Source organism: Sphaerothrix gracilis Ecp01, from assembly GCF_030405905.1.
Lineage (GTDB): Bacteria > Cyanobacteriota > Cyanobacteriia > Phormidesmidales > Phormidesmidaceae > Sphaerothrix > Sphaerothrix gracilis.
The window spans coordinates 189,122-203,710 of sequence record NZ_JASATW010000004.1 but is presented as its reverse complement, the minus strand read 5'-3'; the positions used below and the strand labels follow the sequence as shown (position 1 = coordinate 203,710).

Below are 14,589 nucleotides of genomic sequence, written 5' to 3'. Positions count from 1 at the left end.
TCTGAAATTACTAAGAGTCTATCCCTTTCTTGCTTCAAGACTATTTTCAATTTGTTGCAGACAGTCGCTAACGGCTGAGGTTAGCGGGCGCTGGGTCGCGTCAACTGGATGCAGAGCGATCGCCGTGGCTTCTGCCAGTTCAGATCGGACTGAGGCTAAATCATCAGCCTGAGCTTCCAGGCAAAAGATGTTTAACTGGGGCAATTGGGCATAGACATCGATACTTTGAATGTTTAGCTGGAAGGGGCCAGGTTCAAAATGAGGATTTAGAGCTTTGTCATACTCAAATTTGCTCAGCATTACCTGAAATGAATAGATGCTAGCAGGGTTGAACGGGGCAGCCTCCTCCACCGTCTTTGCTCTAAACGTAGGTCGCAGCGTGGCAAAGGGAATGTGAATCACGGTTTCCTGCCCCGCTGTTGTATCAAAGGACTGACAGTAAGATAAGCTATCCCAGCCTTGGCGATCGCGCAGAATGAACTTGTAGCGCTGACCGTCTCCTTTAACGTACAGGCGAATGCCCTGCCAGCCTTGTAAATCAAACGGTGGTTCAAAATCTCGCGTTCGCACTGAGCTAAAGCCACCAGAGTTCGCGGTTGAGACGGTGCCTGCAAAAGTAGCCGCGCCTTGCCCCTGATAAAATCCGCCGGAGCTAACTCCGCCCATCACCACGTCATCTAGTGCCCCCCAAATCCGCTTGATATCGTCAGCAGGCTGGGAAAAATCAAACAGGCGATGGCTAATTTCAGGCGTTTTGTCCAGCCTAGCTAGCTGCTGGGACCACTGCGGCCAGTTGATAGAGCTGGGGCGATCGCAGACAAAAATTCCCGCGACTCCCGCCAGTGCCGCTGGTGAAAGCTCGACCTCGGACTGAATGTGAGCGTCCTCAATCGTCAAAAATCTTAAATTGAGGCGGCGAGAGCGCAGCACTTCCGCTAGCGCCTGTCTGCGCGGTGTATCGGTGCCAACGATCCCAAAGGTTGCCTGCTGAATCGGAGCAGGCACGGCCTGGGCTGAAACCTCAACGGAGCTATCAAACATCTGCTGTAACCATCGAATACTGCCGAGAAAAGGAACCTCGCCAAAGAAGTTAAGGGTTTCTAGAAACTGAGGTAAATTCCACTGGCCTGAAGATTGCTGAGCCATTTCAATTACGCGATCGCTATCTCGAACCCTATCAGAATCTAGGGAGTCATTGACAAGCTTCCAAAGGCAGACATTGGCTGACTAACGTTAAGAACACGCTCAGTGTGAAACGAGAAATGTAGCCAACCGAACCTCTCCTCATACCTCATGTTCAATTAGCTACGTGACCCCGACGGCTGACGCACTGTAACAAAATGGCGCAGTCAAAAAATTTTGGTTCAGCTCAGTAAATTCCTGCACAGCGCTTCAAGTCAGAATAAGCACAGACTTGACGTAGCTGATTGTTTAAGCCGCGATCGCCGCAGCGGCTGTCGCGTCTAAAGCCTTGGTATATGCCATGCTTCCGTAAGTTTACTTGGTTTTGATAGAGACGAGCAGCAATTGATGCGGCTCAAAGCGAAAAGTTGATGAAGAGGTTCATAAAGCACGTATAAAGTTCCGTATTTATACGCCTTGGAGAACCTGCTTGCGGCGATTACTTTAGCGTCAGGGTATACATACACTTCAGGTCATCGACTCAATTCACTATGGCTTCTTTTTCTATAGATTTGTTCGAGCAAAAATTTGATCTTGATGCTTTGGATCAAACCGTTCACGCATCCGTTGATTTAGCTGCTCAAGATCCTTATTTTCTCTATCTTTTCTTTCATCGCTATACCTACTTCAATGGCTACGCCTCAGCCATGATTGCGCGGTTAGCTAGCTCAATTGGTCTGTCACGCTATCTCTTTGTTCATCCTGAAGCAGCCGTCACCGAAGAAGCCGATCGCGGGATGGAAATTGCGGCCAAAATTCTAACAGCGGCGGCAGATGAAGGGACTTATGAAAATCCTTCTCATCGCGCTTTAGCTCAGCTAACGTTGAAAACGGTGGGCAACTACGCCAATCTTTCCGCAGCGCAGCGTAATCAATTTGCAGCCCCGATTTGGTTAGAAAGACTCGTTCAAGATCTAATTACTAGCTATCAGGGTATTCCCGGCAACATTGAGTCTTTGATCCGAGGGATTGGCTTGCACATTGCTTCCGAAATTTTGGGCGATCGCGAATATGCTCTGATTGATAAAGTGATTCGCCATGACTACGCCGATGTTCGCTTCGATCAGTTCCTGAAGCAGCAGGCCAGCAATGGCAAAATTGGCGAGCATCAGTTTCATCCCTGGTGCTGGATTGTGATTCACAGCCGTCATGAAGGCGAAGGCATCGAGGTGGAACATGCTGACTACGCGTTGACGGCTTTAGAGCTAGCAACGCAGTACCGCCCTGAATCTCAAGAGCAGATTTGGGATTGGGCCGCTCAGGGCTTTAGCGAATTTGCCAATCTCCAGCAAAAGCTGTTTCAAGAAATTTACCGGGAATGTCTTGAACTACGCCAACAGCGCGAAGCAAAGACGGTAGTTTCAGTTTAGAGTCAGAGCTTCTATCGCTATTGTCCCAGCTAAGATTATGGCCACAACGCTTACCACCGCCAGAGTCGTTCGGCATTCACCTCATGTTCTGTTAAACACGGCTGCGATCGCTTATACGCTCAGCGGCTACGTCATCGGCATTGCCCTACTATTTCTCGCTAATGGCTGGCTGAACGGACTCGGCGTGCTATTACTCACCCACAGTCTGATTTACTCAGCCTATTTAACCCACGAATTTATGCACGGCAACATCTTTCGATCGCGCCGTCGTAATGCTCGCTGCGGACGGCTGATGGGCTGGCTCAATGGAGCTTGCTATTTCGGTTTCAAAGCCCTCACAGTTCAGCATATTCAACACCATACCGACCAAGCTGATTTTTATCGCTTTGATATTCCGGCAGCGGTCAGACAGCTCCCGCCTTTGCTCAAACACACCGTTTTGCTGCTGGAATGGTGCTATTTGCCAGTGGTGGCTTTTTGGGCGCGCTGGCGCAGTATTTACCTGCTATGGCGAAATGCGCCCTACGCCAAAGCCCGGCAGCGAATTGCTGTCGTGCTGGGTTTGAGACTGCTCTTTTTTATCGGCCTAGGCTACCTATCTTTAAAAGCACTGCTGCTCTACTTTGTGGCCTATAGCAGCATGATTACGGTGCTGCGCTGGGCAGATGCTTTCCAACATACCTATGAAGGATTTCCAGTCGGCTCGGTCCTGCCTTACCGGGCAGCTAGCTATGAGCAAGCCCACACTTTTTCCAACCTGATTTCTCACCGCTATGCCTGGCTCAACCTGCTGCTGCTAAACTTCGGCTATCACAGCGCCCACCATGCCGATATGACCTGTCCCTGGCACGATCTGCCCCAGGTAGACCGGGCGCTAGCGACCAGCGATATGTTTAACTATATTTCGCTGACTGACCAACTGGTAAACTACCACCAATTTCGCGTCAAGCGCTTACTACTGGGACAAGGAGATGTCGCTAAAGGGGAGAACAGACACAGCTTTAACCAGTTTTATGGAGCGGTTGATGTTTCTTTTATTACGCTCTATTAGTCATCGTATTGATAGCGATCTGAGACTTAGCAACTGAGTATGACAGTTGATTTCACTCTAAACATGAGGAATAAACAAGCAAATGACTGACTGGCGGCTAGGGCTAGGTCTGGTAGCAGGCTGTATCTACTTTTTGGGATTTGTCCCCTATCTAATCACAATTTATCAAGGCAAAACCCGTCCGAATCGGGCAAGCTGGTGGATTTGGTCAGTGGTGGGGCTGATTCTGGTTTTCAGCTACGAATCCTCTTCCTCGGATTCTATTAGTTCACTGTGGGTGCCAGCGGCAGCGGCTGTCTGCCACCTCATCATTGCTTTGGCTTCCATCAAATACGGCGAAGGGGGGTGGAATCGTTTCGATCGCGCTTGCCTAGCCGCTGCTGGCCTGAGTCTGATTCTCTGGTGGGCTTTTGATGCCCCCTTAATCGCCCTGTTTACTAACTTGGCTATTGACTTTTCGGGGGCGCTGCCGACCATTCGCAAAACCTATCTGCGCCCGGATAGCGAAGATGTGCTGCCCTGGTTCCTCTTCTGGCTGGCGAGCTTGCTAAATCTGTTTGCCATTGAACAGTTTTCAATCGCGCTGTTTGCCTATCCGTTTTACCTATTTTGCATACCGACAATCATTCTCTATCTGCTGATGAGTCCCAAGTTCAAGCTCAGGACGGTCAATACTCGCTCAGATAAGTACAAAAGTTTCAACCGAGAGCTGTAGCCACAGGTTTCTGCGCAAACAGATCAACCAAACACTGGACTAAAGCCACCGGATCGAAGGGCTTAGAGATAATCGCGGCAATTCCTTGTTGTTCGCTGCTGAGGCGATCGCCCAGCCGAATCCGAGGCACTATCAGGACGATAGGAACATGCTGCAGCTCAGAATAAAGACACAAATGCTCGGTTAAAACCGATCCGGCAGTTTCCGTGTCTAGCAGGATCAAGTCAGGCAGATGTTCTACAGCTAGGATTACACCGTCACCAATAGAGGCTGCAGTCAAAACCTGCCAGTCAGCAATCATCTCCAAACTGAACCGAATAATGGTTCGAGAATCTTCTGCCCGATCAATCAGCAGAATGCGCTTGGCTGCGGCTGCACTAGCAGAAAAGTCCAGCGGTTGACAACTTAGCCGAGAAACTGACGAACTCATAGTAATTGCCCGCTTGCCTACAGGTTGGCTATTGGAAGAGATATGTAAGTAGCCTACAGAGCAATTATGGAGATCCTATGAGGATAGAAATAATCAGCTACAGGGGCCAGCCTAAGTAACCAGCAATTTGGCTCGCTAGGGTAGTTGGGTCGAAGGGTTTGGTGATGACGCCTTTAGCGCCGGCACTGTAAAGACGGCGGCGGTCGGCGGATTGGGCTTTAGCTGTCAAAAAAATAACGGGGATAGCCTGGGTCTGACGATTATGCTGGAGTGATTCAAGGGTGGCTAAACCATCCATGTCGGGCATCATTACGTCCAACAGAATGGCATCGGGCTGCTGGGTTGCGGCCAGTGTGATGCCAGCTTTGCCAGAGGTCGCAGTAAACATTTGCCAGCCTGACTCCAGCATCAGACCAATTTCAGCAATTTTGTGAATATCAGGTTCATCATCAATGAGCAAAATTCTCTTTGAAATCATAGTGGCTGCTTAGAGACCGGCTTTGGCAAAGTGAAGTAAAAGGTGCTGCCTGCTTCAGGACGGTTTTCGGCCCAAATATGTCCATGATGCTGCTGCACGATATTACGACAGATAGCCAGCCCAAGGCCAGTCCCGCCGCGCTTGCGCGAATCAGAGGCATCTACCTGCTGAAACCGCTCAAAAATAGTTTCCAACTTATCAGGAGGAATGCCGCGCCCTTGATCCTGGACAGCGAACAGCACAGTGCTGGCCTGCTCGGTTACAGCTAGCTGAACCGTTGTCTGCGGGGGAGAAAACTTGATGGCGTTGCTGAGCAAATTGGTCAGTGTTTGCAAAATATGGTCAGGGTCAGCCCAGATCTCAACGGAGCTGGCAGTCGCTGTTAGCTCGATCTGAGCCTCATGCGCCATTGACTGCATGGTTGCAATGGCCTGCAACAGTAAATCGCCGGCATTGCAGACCTGCATTACCATGCTGATCTGACCCGATTCAATCCGTTCTAAGTCCAAGACATCGTTGATTAAGCGCGTCAGCCGCTCGGTGTTCTTTAAAGAAATCTCAATCAGGGCCTGCTCATGAACTGAGAGGGTTCCAAGCTGTCCGGTGGCTAATAGCTTGAGAGAGCCATGCACTGAGGTCAAAGGAGTTCTCAGTTCGTGGCTAACGACAGAGACAAATTCATCCCTGAGGCGCTCGGTCGCTTTGCGATCGCTAATGTCGCTGACCAGCGTGAATAAGCCCCTCACCTCATCCTGCTGTACATCGGGAATATAGCTGGCGCTAATCCAGCGATCGCCCGTTAGATAAGGCATTTCTATTTCATAACTAACTGTTTCACCCGCCAGTCCCTGGGCTAGATAGTCCTGAATTTGCCGATAAGCCGCTTCCCCAATGACATCACGCACCCGGCAGCCGCGAATGGCTTCGCGCGATAGGCCAAACCAGCTTTCATAAGCAAGATTATTAAACTGATAGCACTGCTGGCGATCGACATAAGCAATCAACACCGGCAGCGCGTCGGTGGTCAGGCGCAGCTTTTCTTCACTGCGACGCAGAGCTGCCTCGGCCTGACGGCGTTCAGTGACATCTTTGAGGATAATAGTGAAGACTAAGCCCTGCTCCGTTTGCAGCTTGGAGATAGAGGCTTCTGCCGGAAATTCCTGGCCGTTTCGCCGCCGACCGACAACGCCACGGCTGCGCTCGGCCATAGGCTGAGCGCTGACCTCTGTTTCGGCTAGCGCCTGCATGGAGCGGCGATCGCTGGTCTGAAACAGACCTGGCAGTAAGATACTGAGCGGCTGGCCTAAAACCTCAGCAGCGGGATAGCCAAAAATACGCTCAGCCCCCTGATTGAATAACTGGATAATTTGAACCTCATCAACGGAGATTACGCCCTCATCAGCCGTGTCCAAAATCCCGGCTAGTTTCTGCTGGCTTTCTCGCAGCGCGGCCTCAGTTTGTTGGCGATCGCGGATTTCCTGCTGTAGCTGATGATTAATTTGGGTCAGTTCGGCGGTACGCTGGCTGACACGCTCTTCTAAGGTATCGAGCAGTTGCGCCTGGGTCACGGCTAGTCCTAGCTGATCGGCTAGCTGCTGCACCAGGCTAATTTCGGCCTGATCCCACTGACGCGGGCGATCGCACTGGTGGATTAGCAGAAAACCCCACAGCACTGCCTGATAGAACACAGGCACCACCAGCTCAGACTGAACGGCAAAGCGCTCTAGCAGTACCTGAGCATCGGCCGTCAAAGCATGGGCCGAATCGGCGATCGCCACCCGCTGTCCCTGTTGAGAAGCTTCCTGCAGCCGTAACGACTGCATCAGCAGCTGCGTCATAGCCTCAGGCTGGGCTAGCATGGCAGGCCAGGGAGCCAGAACTGCTTCGTCTACGAGCTGGCTGCTGCCATCGGCCTGCTGCTGTACTACCAAAACGCGATCGCAGGCGAGCAGCCCCTGCACTTCTGTCACAATGGTGTGCAAAATCTCTTCTAAGCGCAGCGAATGAGAAATTTTGCGCGTGACCTCTGTGAGGAGCTGATTTTGTCGGCTCTGGCGCTCTAGGCGGCGCTCTGCCTTACGGCGCTCGGTCACATCTAGCCCTGTAGCAATGACATATTCAACCTGTCCTTGCTCGTTGGTGATTACCGTGTTAGACCAGCTAATCAAATGCTTGCTGTCGTCTTTGCTGACCCAGTAGTTTTCGTACTGGCTAGGTGCCTGGCCGCGCACAAGCTGCTGAAAAACCGCCTTGACCGCAGCCCGCTCAGCCGGCAGCAGCAAAAAGTCCCAGGGACAGCGGCCACGGACTTCGACTGTCTGGTAGCCCGTGATGGCCTCGCAGGTGCGATTGAAGCGCAGAATTTGGCCCTGCCGATCGAGTACCACAATCAGCGCGCCCACCGTATCTAGCACCGCGGCAATAAAGTCCCGCTCTTGTTCCAGCAGCGCTTCTGCCTGCTTGCGCTCTGTGATATCGCGAGCTGAAGCATAGATGAGCTGTTCATCGGGATGGGTGACTGCGTTCCAAAGCAGCCAGCGATAGGAGCCGTCCCGGCAGCGATAGCGATTTTCAAAAGCAATGGTGCGCTTGCCAGCAGCAAGCCTTTGCAGCTCTGCTAAGGTGGCACTGCGATCGCTGGGATGGACGAAGTTAACCAGGGGATGCGCCTGTAGCTCCTCGTTGCTATAGCCTAAAGTTTGGCTAAAAGAGGGGTTTAGTCGCTTAAAGTAGCCGTCTAACCCTGCCGTACACAACATGCTAGGCGTGATTGAAAAGACTCGATCTAGAGCCTGTTCTGACTGCTGCCGCTCAGCAACTTCCTGCCGGAGCTGTTGGTTGGTCTGGATGAGCTGCGCGGTCTGCAGCGAAACCCGTTTCTCTAGCGCCGCGTTGGCTATCTGTAGCTGCGACTCTAGCCGTTGGCGCTGATCAACCTCTTGGCGGAGCTGATGGTTAGTTTGCTCTAAGCGATCGCTGCGATCTTGAAGGAGCTGCTGAAGCTGCTCAATCTCTCCCAATAGCTCTGTGGGATCTAAGACCTGTAGCAGACTGGTTTGGGTGACAATGCCCACCAGTTCCCCGGCTTCGTTCTGTACTCCTAAGCGACGAATCCGGCGCTGCTGCATTTGCTGGTGGGCCTGCCACAGAGAATCATGGGGGTACAGGCAAAAGAGGGGCGTACTCATCACCTGAGCCGCCTGCAGGCGACTGGCATTGAGTCCTAAAGTTTTGAGCTGGATGATATCGCGCTCGGTGACAATGCCCACTGGCATGGCAACCGTTCTGCCCAGGTGAAACCGGGCTTCCGTAATCACGACGCAGCTAATCCGGTGAGCTGACATCAGATTCGCCAAGGTCAAAACTGAGGTCGTTGGCGCAGCCTGAATCACCTGGGTCAGCATGACATCGCTGATCTGGCGCAGCTTTAGAAAATTAAGCGGCTGTAGAGCCTGCCGCAGCGTTGTCAGGGTGATGACGCCTAGGAGTTTCTCTGCCTCATCTAAAACTGGCAGGTGGCGCACCTGATGCTGCTGAAAAGCGGCTGTGACTGAAAAAATGCTTTTGATCTCACTTTGGTTGATGGTGATGACGGGCTGCGACATCACAGCGGCGATCGCTAACCGATTGAGATCCACTTCTTGAGCCACTAGCGCAACCAAATCGCGCTCGGTAAAGATGCCGGTCAGCTCTCCTGCCGTCATCACGAGGGCATAGCCCACATCAATTTCAGCCGCGATCGCCGCTAAATCAACTGCCTGCTCCCTTTCTGCCGTCAGCGCGCAGCTGACACCCCTCACATAGGCCATCTGTTCAATGACAGCCGCTACCGATTCTGTAGGGGAGACAATCAGCGGCTGACGATTCATCAGCTGAGCTGGACTTAAGAGCGCTGTCTGATGAAAAGGCGACATATTGAACGTAAGAAAAACCAGGACAGTGGCACCGAAGCAATCAGCAAAACCTGATCCTATCGATTTCGCTATCTCAGACCAAACTATTTATTGCTAATCTTCACAAGTCCCTCAGATTTCTTCTCTAGGCTAAGGAATTAGAGATGGACTGGAATGATGCAATATTTCTACTGCTTTGCCAATGCCAGCTTGACGCTGCGCATGATTCACTATCTATTTAATCAGCCCGGCATTCACACTACCTGTGTCACCGTGATTTATCTGGTGGACTGCTGGGTGATGCGAATCCAGCTAGAAGCGCCTTTAGAGCCGAAAACCTGCCTTGACTTTAAAGCCTTTCTGAGCGAGAACGGACTGCCCTATCAGCCTAGCCTGCACGAATCTAGAGCTTTGGCGCACTTAGACGCTGGCAGATCTTTGACCGAGGTGATGAACCGCTACCACTTAGTCATTGTCTCGCACGGGATTCCTCAACCAGAAGAATTAGAAGTCTTTCGCCGCCGCTTTATTGACGGCTTGGGGTACTGCCCCCAGAATCTGGTTTAGCCAGGCAGTTTAGTGGGTGTGGGAACGCCTGAGACGATTTAAGATGCGGTTAGCCAGTTCTGCGGCAATTACCGGCTTGGTAACAAAATCGTCAGCCCCTACGCTAAAGGCGCGTCCCTGGGTTTGGGCATCTTCGTGTACAGTCAAAAACAGGATTGGTAGGGTTTGCCAACGCACATCAGCCCGCAACACCTGGCATAAATCTAAGCCATTAATTTCCGGCATCTCGACATCTAGCACCAGCAAATCCGGTCCGTCCGCCGCTAGAGTCTGTAAAAGCCGATCGGGATCGTCTAGGGTGGAAATCTCAAATCCCCAGCGAGCGAGAGTCGTCTGCAACCAGTCAAGCTGCTGAGAATCGTCATCAACAATCAGGATTTTGGCGCTGCCGCTTGCCTCTTTGAGAGCCTGCCTGGCGGCAGCCATAATCTCAGAAGCGGTGGCAGTCTGCGGCAAAATGCTCTGAACGCCCTGCTGCACTAGCTTGAGGCGATCGCTAAATGTTTCGCTATTCATCCGCACCAGTATGGGCACGTTAGACGGCTGCGCCGCTGCTAGCTGATCCCAGTCATCTGCCGCTAAAGCCGCTCGGTGATCGATCAAATTGAGCAAGATTAGATCAGGGGAGCGCTGCAGCGAACTGAGACAGGTCTGAGTCAGGGCAGGCACTACAACCGCTTGCATACCCAGCTTTAAGGCTTCAACCTGCCAGTCCTGAACCGACTCAGGCTCGTGGCTGACAATCAGCAACAGCGGCGAGGCAGCCATAGCCGCTGATTTCATCTGATACTTTGACGGCTTTTTCATTTCCTGGCGCAGATCCTGCACCAAGGCAGAAACGCGCAATGCTTCCTGAGCGCTGAGCTGCTTGAGCAAGAGCTGTTCCAGTTCCCTCGCTAGGCGCGACCCTTCCGGAAAGCCAAAACTGCCCAGAGAGCCTACCAGCTTATGCGCATCTGAGTAGCCTGCCTGCTGAAGTTCTTGGGTGAGCTGCCCCTGCTTGAGGGCGATCGCTGCTGCTTCAATACAGTCTAAGCGCTCTTGCATAACTGAGCGATGCTGCTCCCAGGCCTTAATGACGGCAGCGAGTGTTTCTTGCTTGGGCATAGCCGCTGCTGCGGCAGTTGGACGCAGCGGGGTGGGCGATTGTGCTGGTGCGTTCAAGGGTTTGAGACGATAGCCCAGACCATAGACTGTTTCGATTAGGTCTTTGGGTGCGCCCGTCGCCTTAAGCTTTTGGCGTACCCCCTTGATGTGAGTCCGAACCGCGTCTTCACCGGGGGGATCTTCAAAAGACCAGAGACTTTCAATAATCGCGTTGAGGCTGAATACGCGGCTCGGATTGCGCAGAAAAAGCTCTAACAGGGCATATTCTTTGGGGGTTAAGGGTAGAGGCTGATCGGCATAGGTGACTTCATAGGTATTGGGATTGAGCTGCAGCGCTTGCCAGCGAAGCACCGGGGGGAGCGTGTGGATTTCTCGCCGCAGCAGCGCCCGGATGCGAGCGCAAAGCTCCTCAAAATCAAACGGCTTGACTACGTAGTCATCAGCCCCAGCATCAAGCGCGTTGATTTTATTGCCGCTGTCATCACGGGCTGTCAGCATTAAAACAGGCTGCTCAAAGTCCTGCTGGCGTAAGCGCTGACAGAACGAAATGCCGTCACCATCCGGCAAGATGACATCTAAAACTAGCAAATCGTAGCTGAAGAGGGCTAAAAACTCCTCTGCTGTTTCCCGATTATTGGCAATATCTACGGCATAACGCTGCTGAATTAGGCTTTCTGCGAGCGTCTGCATCAGGGGTTGGTCATCGTCAACAAGCAGTATTCGCATAGGAGGTTTTAAGCACTGCCTTCAAAGTTATCAAAAGCGATGTTCTTTGGCTTGGGAGCTGAGTTTAGCAAAACAGCGACGGCAATTTGGCCTCCTACATTTTAAAGGAGAGCCTTTTGAGGGAGAGCCTTTATACCGCTATTCTGAGGCTAAATATCTGTCGTGACTAAACTTGGGTACGGCGATCGCGACATTAAGGAATCGTGCAGGCCGCACCGCTGAGCAAAAGTTATCGGTTACACTGAAAAGCGAACTTGCGCCATTGTAGCCGTCGGTTTTTAGGAATTTAATTGTCTATGAGTTCTTCCTTACTGGGCCTGCTAACAGACACGCTCTCTACGTTTTTACAAATTTACTTTGTTCTGCTAATTGTGCGGATTCTTTTAACCTGGTTTCCCAACGTAGACTGGTTTAATCCACCTTTCTCCATTTTGAGCCAGTTAACTGACCCCTACCTCAACATTTTCCGCTCCATCATCCCGCCCCTGGGAGGGATCGATTTTTCGCCTATTTTGGCCATTTTTGCTCTGCAGTTCCTTTCCAGAGCCGTGATGGGACTAGGCGCTATGGTCTATTAGCCCTGCTTCCTCAGGACTGACTGCCGATATTAGAGCAGTAGAAACCCAGTATTGGCATACCGCTGGTAGAGTCTTGCATATTGAGACTCTACCAGCGGTCTTGACTATGGTTAATTCAGGCGTTTGGCGGTTTGGTGGCATTGCTGCTGAACAGCATTTCTTTGCCATTGAACTACTTTGCGGTTCCAGCAATCTTACAAATAAGTAGGCAGACGCGGTTAAGCATGTGGGTGTTGGGTTACGCTGTCGCTGACCTATTTACGCTGTCGCTGACCTATGCCACAAGTAATTAGCTCCGCCTACTTAGCGGCTGCATCAGCCCTAAAGCAAAGGCTTTCAGAGAGCCTCCAAAAGCCTTTACTCAAGCGTTGATGACGCTATGCCTACTTTTCAGTTAGGCGAGTCAACAGCACGTTCGAGCGATCGACAAACGACTTCATGCCGTCAGCGTCAAAGCCTTTTTGGGCCATGAGGGCAAGGTCATAGACTTGCTGACATATCAGGTTGGTCATTTGCTCAGTGGGAGAGGCAGAGCCGCCAGCAGAGACAATTGTGCCCTGAGACATAGAAGCCAAGTTCTGAATCAGCGGGTGATTGATATTCACCATCAGAATGTGCTCTTCGGGAAACTCTGCTGCTGACTGCTGCATCAGTGCCGTCATTTCCTGCAGACGACGCAGAGACTCAGGCAAAAGCACCATTGCCGGGGGTGCCCCCTGCGGATCGTCTGACTTGAGAGACTTGGTTTGAATCGTCAGCTTGGGCCGATTGAGAGACTTTTCAAACAGCTCCTTAATCTGCTCGCCCCGGGTTTTGTTGGTAGTGGGATCGACAATCTCGCTGGCCTGATCGTCTTTGAGCAGAGTCTCATCCATTTCGGCATCGACGCGGGAAAACTTGATGTCGGAATATTCCCGCTCTAGGAAGCTAATGAAATGAGTATCAATGAAAGAGTCCATGTAGAGGACTTCTAAGCCCTGACTCTTGTGCAGCTCAATGTAGGTGGCCTGAGCGACTTCGTCTGTGGCATAGAAAACGCGGTTTTCGTGCCGTTCTTGGTTGCGCTCTAGATATTCTTTGAGCGTGGTGTAAAAGTAGCCTTTCTCGTCGGTGGGAGTCTTAGCACCGTCATCACTCACTTCTGCCCAGGCATCTCCTTCACCCGACTGGACTTCCACCTTGGCGGCGGCACCCTCGGTTTCGGCTAGCTTCGCCGTTGTGCGGAAAACCAGGATATCCTCGACCTGTTTCTTGAACTTGTCGTCGTTGAGCGAGCCAAATTTGACAAAGGTGCCCAAGTCTTGCCAGCAGCGGATATATTCAGCGCGATCGCTTCTGTATAGCTCTTTCAGGCGATCGCCCACTTTTTTAGCAATATAGTCCGCAATGCGGCGTACGGTGCGATCGGCCTGCAGGAAGCTGCGAGACACATTCAGCGGAATATCGCTGCTGTCGATGACGCCTCGCAGCGGCAGCAAGAAGCGGGGAATGACTTCCTCGCAGTTGTCGCTGACAAAGACCTGATTGCAGAACAGCTTGATCTGACTTTGGGTGACATCAACGTCAGGGCGCAGCTTGGGGAAATAGAGAATGCCGTTGACCACAAAGGGATAGTCAGTGTTGAGATGTACCCAAAGCAGGGGATCTTCCTGGAACGGATAGAGATAGCGGTAAAACTCTAAGTACTCTTCGTCGGTGATGCTGCTGGGGGATTTCTTCCACAGTGCCTCATGCTTGTTAACGGCCTCATCTTCTAGCTTGATGGGCACAGGCATGAAGTCGCAGTACTTTTTGATCAGCTGCTGGATGCGAGCCGCCTCTAAATACTCCTGCTCCTCATCCATCAGCGTCAGCGTCACGGTGGTTCCGTGACTGTCGCGCTCAGACTCGGTTAGCTCAAAACTAGTCGATCCGTCACAAGACCAGTGAACGGCCTGTGCCCCCTCTTTGTAGGAGAGCGTATTGATTTCTACTTTAGAAGCCACCATAAAGGAAGAGTAGAAACCTAGACCAAAGTGACCAATGATTTGCTGGTCGGCGCTGTCCTTGTATTTGCTGACAAACTCTTCAGCGCTAGAAAAGGCGACCTGGTTGATGTATTTTTTCACTTCATCAGCGGTCATGCCGATGCCGTCATCTGAAATGCTCAGAGTTTTAGCATCTTTGTCAATCGTGATTTTGATTTCAGGATTGCCCGTGTCACCGCTGAATTCACCAGAGCGAGCCACCATTGAAAGCTTTTGAATGGCGTCTACGGCATTAGAAACCAGTTCTCGCAGAAAAATCTCATGGTCGGAATACAGCCATTTTTTAATAATCGGGAAAATATTTTCAGTATGAATACTGATATTTCCCTGCTCTAAAACAGTGGACATTGCGGTTTTTGCCTCTAGCGTTGCGTTCTCTAATCCCCTATTTTGAAAGATCTACGGCTAAGTGCAAGAGGCGATCGCGCGTATTGAGCAGTTCGGTTAACCCCACTGACGGCAAAT

11 protein-coding genes are annotated in these 14,589 nt (G+C 51.6%); 5 read left to right on the top strand and 6 right to left on the bottom strand.

Annotated features, from left to right (window positions below):
* Window positions 1–18: 18 nt before the first annotated feature.
* Window positions 19–1,146, bottom strand: coding sequence for a CIA30 family protein (locus QJQ48_RS05970; protein ID WP_346290289.1), 1,128 nt, complete (start codon window positions 1,144–1,146; stop codon window positions 19–21).
* 527 nt (window positions 1,147–1,673) lie between these two features.
* On the opposite strand from QJQ48_RS05970, the gene QJQ48_RS05965 reads away from it, so the two are divergent.
* The 3 genes from QJQ48_RS05965 (at window position 1,674) to QJQ48_RS05955 (ending at window position 4,318) form a co-directional block, all read left to right on the top strand.
* Window positions 1,674–2,552, top strand: a complete 879-nt coding sequence (locus QJQ48_RS05965; protein ID WP_346290288.1) for a hypothetical protein — start codon at window positions 1,674–1,676, stop codon at window positions 2,550–2,552.
* 37 nt (window positions 2,553–2,589) lie between these two features.
* Window positions 2,590–3,603, top strand: coding sequence for a fatty acid desaturase family protein (locus tag QJQ48_RS05960; protein WP_346290287.1), 1,014 nt, complete (start codon window positions 2,590–2,592; stop codon window positions 3,601–3,603).
* A gap of 82 nt (window positions 3,604–3,685) precedes the next feature.
* Window positions 3,686–4,318 carry a hypothetical protein gene (locus tag QJQ48_RS05955; protein ID WP_346290286.1) on the top strand — a complete coding sequence of 211 codons (633 nt, stop codon included), beginning with the start codon at window positions 3,686–3,688 and terminating at the stop codon, window positions 4,316–4,318.
* On the opposite strand, the gene QJQ48_RS05950 is transcribed toward QJQ48_RS05955, so the two are convergent.
* The 3 genes from QJQ48_RS05950 to QJQ48_RS05940 form a co-directional block, all read right to left on the bottom strand.
* Window positions 4,302–4,748: a response regulator gene (locus QJQ48_RS05950; protein WP_346290285.1), complete on the bottom strand. Its 447-nt coding sequence runs from the start codon at window positions 4,746–4,748 to the stop codon at window positions 4,302–4,304. The two genes, QJQ48_RS05955 and QJQ48_RS05950, sit on opposite strands and share 17 nt — an antisense overlap.
* A 97-nt stretch (window positions 4,749–4,845) precedes the next feature.
* Window positions 4,846–5,226 (bottom strand): response regulator, encoded by a 381-nt coding sequence (locus QJQ48_RS05945; protein ID WP_346290284.1) that lies wholly within the window; start codon window positions 5,224–5,226, stop codon window positions 4,846–4,848.
* On the bottom strand, window positions 5,223–9,140 hold the full coding sequence (locus QJQ48_RS05940; RefSeq protein ID WP_346290283.1) for a PAS domain S-box protein: 3,918 nt from the start codon (window positions 9,138–9,140) through the stop codon (window positions 5,223–5,225). The genes QJQ48_RS05945 and QJQ48_RS05940 overlap by 4 nt, the downstream gene beginning before the upstream one ends.
* A gap of 153 nt (window positions 9,141–9,293) precedes the next feature.
* Here QJQ48_RS05940 and QJQ48_RS05935 point away from each other — a divergent pair, with 153 nt between their 5' ends.
* Window positions 9,294–9,686: a hypothetical protein gene (locus QJQ48_RS05935; protein ID WP_346290282.1), complete on the top strand. Its 393-nt coding sequence runs from the start codon at window positions 9,294–9,296 to the stop codon at window positions 9,684–9,686.
* A gap of 9 nt (window positions 9,687–9,695) precedes the next feature.
* On the opposite strand, the gene QJQ48_RS05930 is transcribed toward QJQ48_RS05935, so the two are convergent.
* Window positions 9,696–11,519 (bottom strand): response regulator, encoded by a 1,824-nt coding sequence (locus QJQ48_RS05930; RefSeq protein WP_346290281.1) that lies wholly within the window; start codon window positions 11,517–11,519, stop codon window positions 9,696–9,698.
* A 296-nt stretch (window positions 11,520–11,815) separates the two neighbouring features.
* Here QJQ48_RS05930 and QJQ48_RS05925 point away from each other — a divergent pair, with 296 nt between their 5' ends.
* Window positions 11,816–12,097, top strand: a complete 282-nt coding sequence (locus tag QJQ48_RS05925) for a YggT family protein (protein WP_346290280.1) — start codon at window positions 11,816–11,818, stop codon at window positions 12,095–12,097.
* A 383-nt stretch (window positions 12,098–12,480) separates the two neighbouring features.
* Here QJQ48_RS05925 and htpG read toward each other — a convergent pair whose 3' ends face one another.
* Complete coding sequence (gene htpG / locus QJQ48_RS05920) at window positions 12,481–14,472, bottom strand: molecular chaperone HtpG (protein WP_346290279.1); 1,992 nt, start codon at window positions 14,470–14,472, stop codon at window positions 12,481–12,483.
* Window positions 14,473–14,589 lie beyond the last annotated feature (117 nt).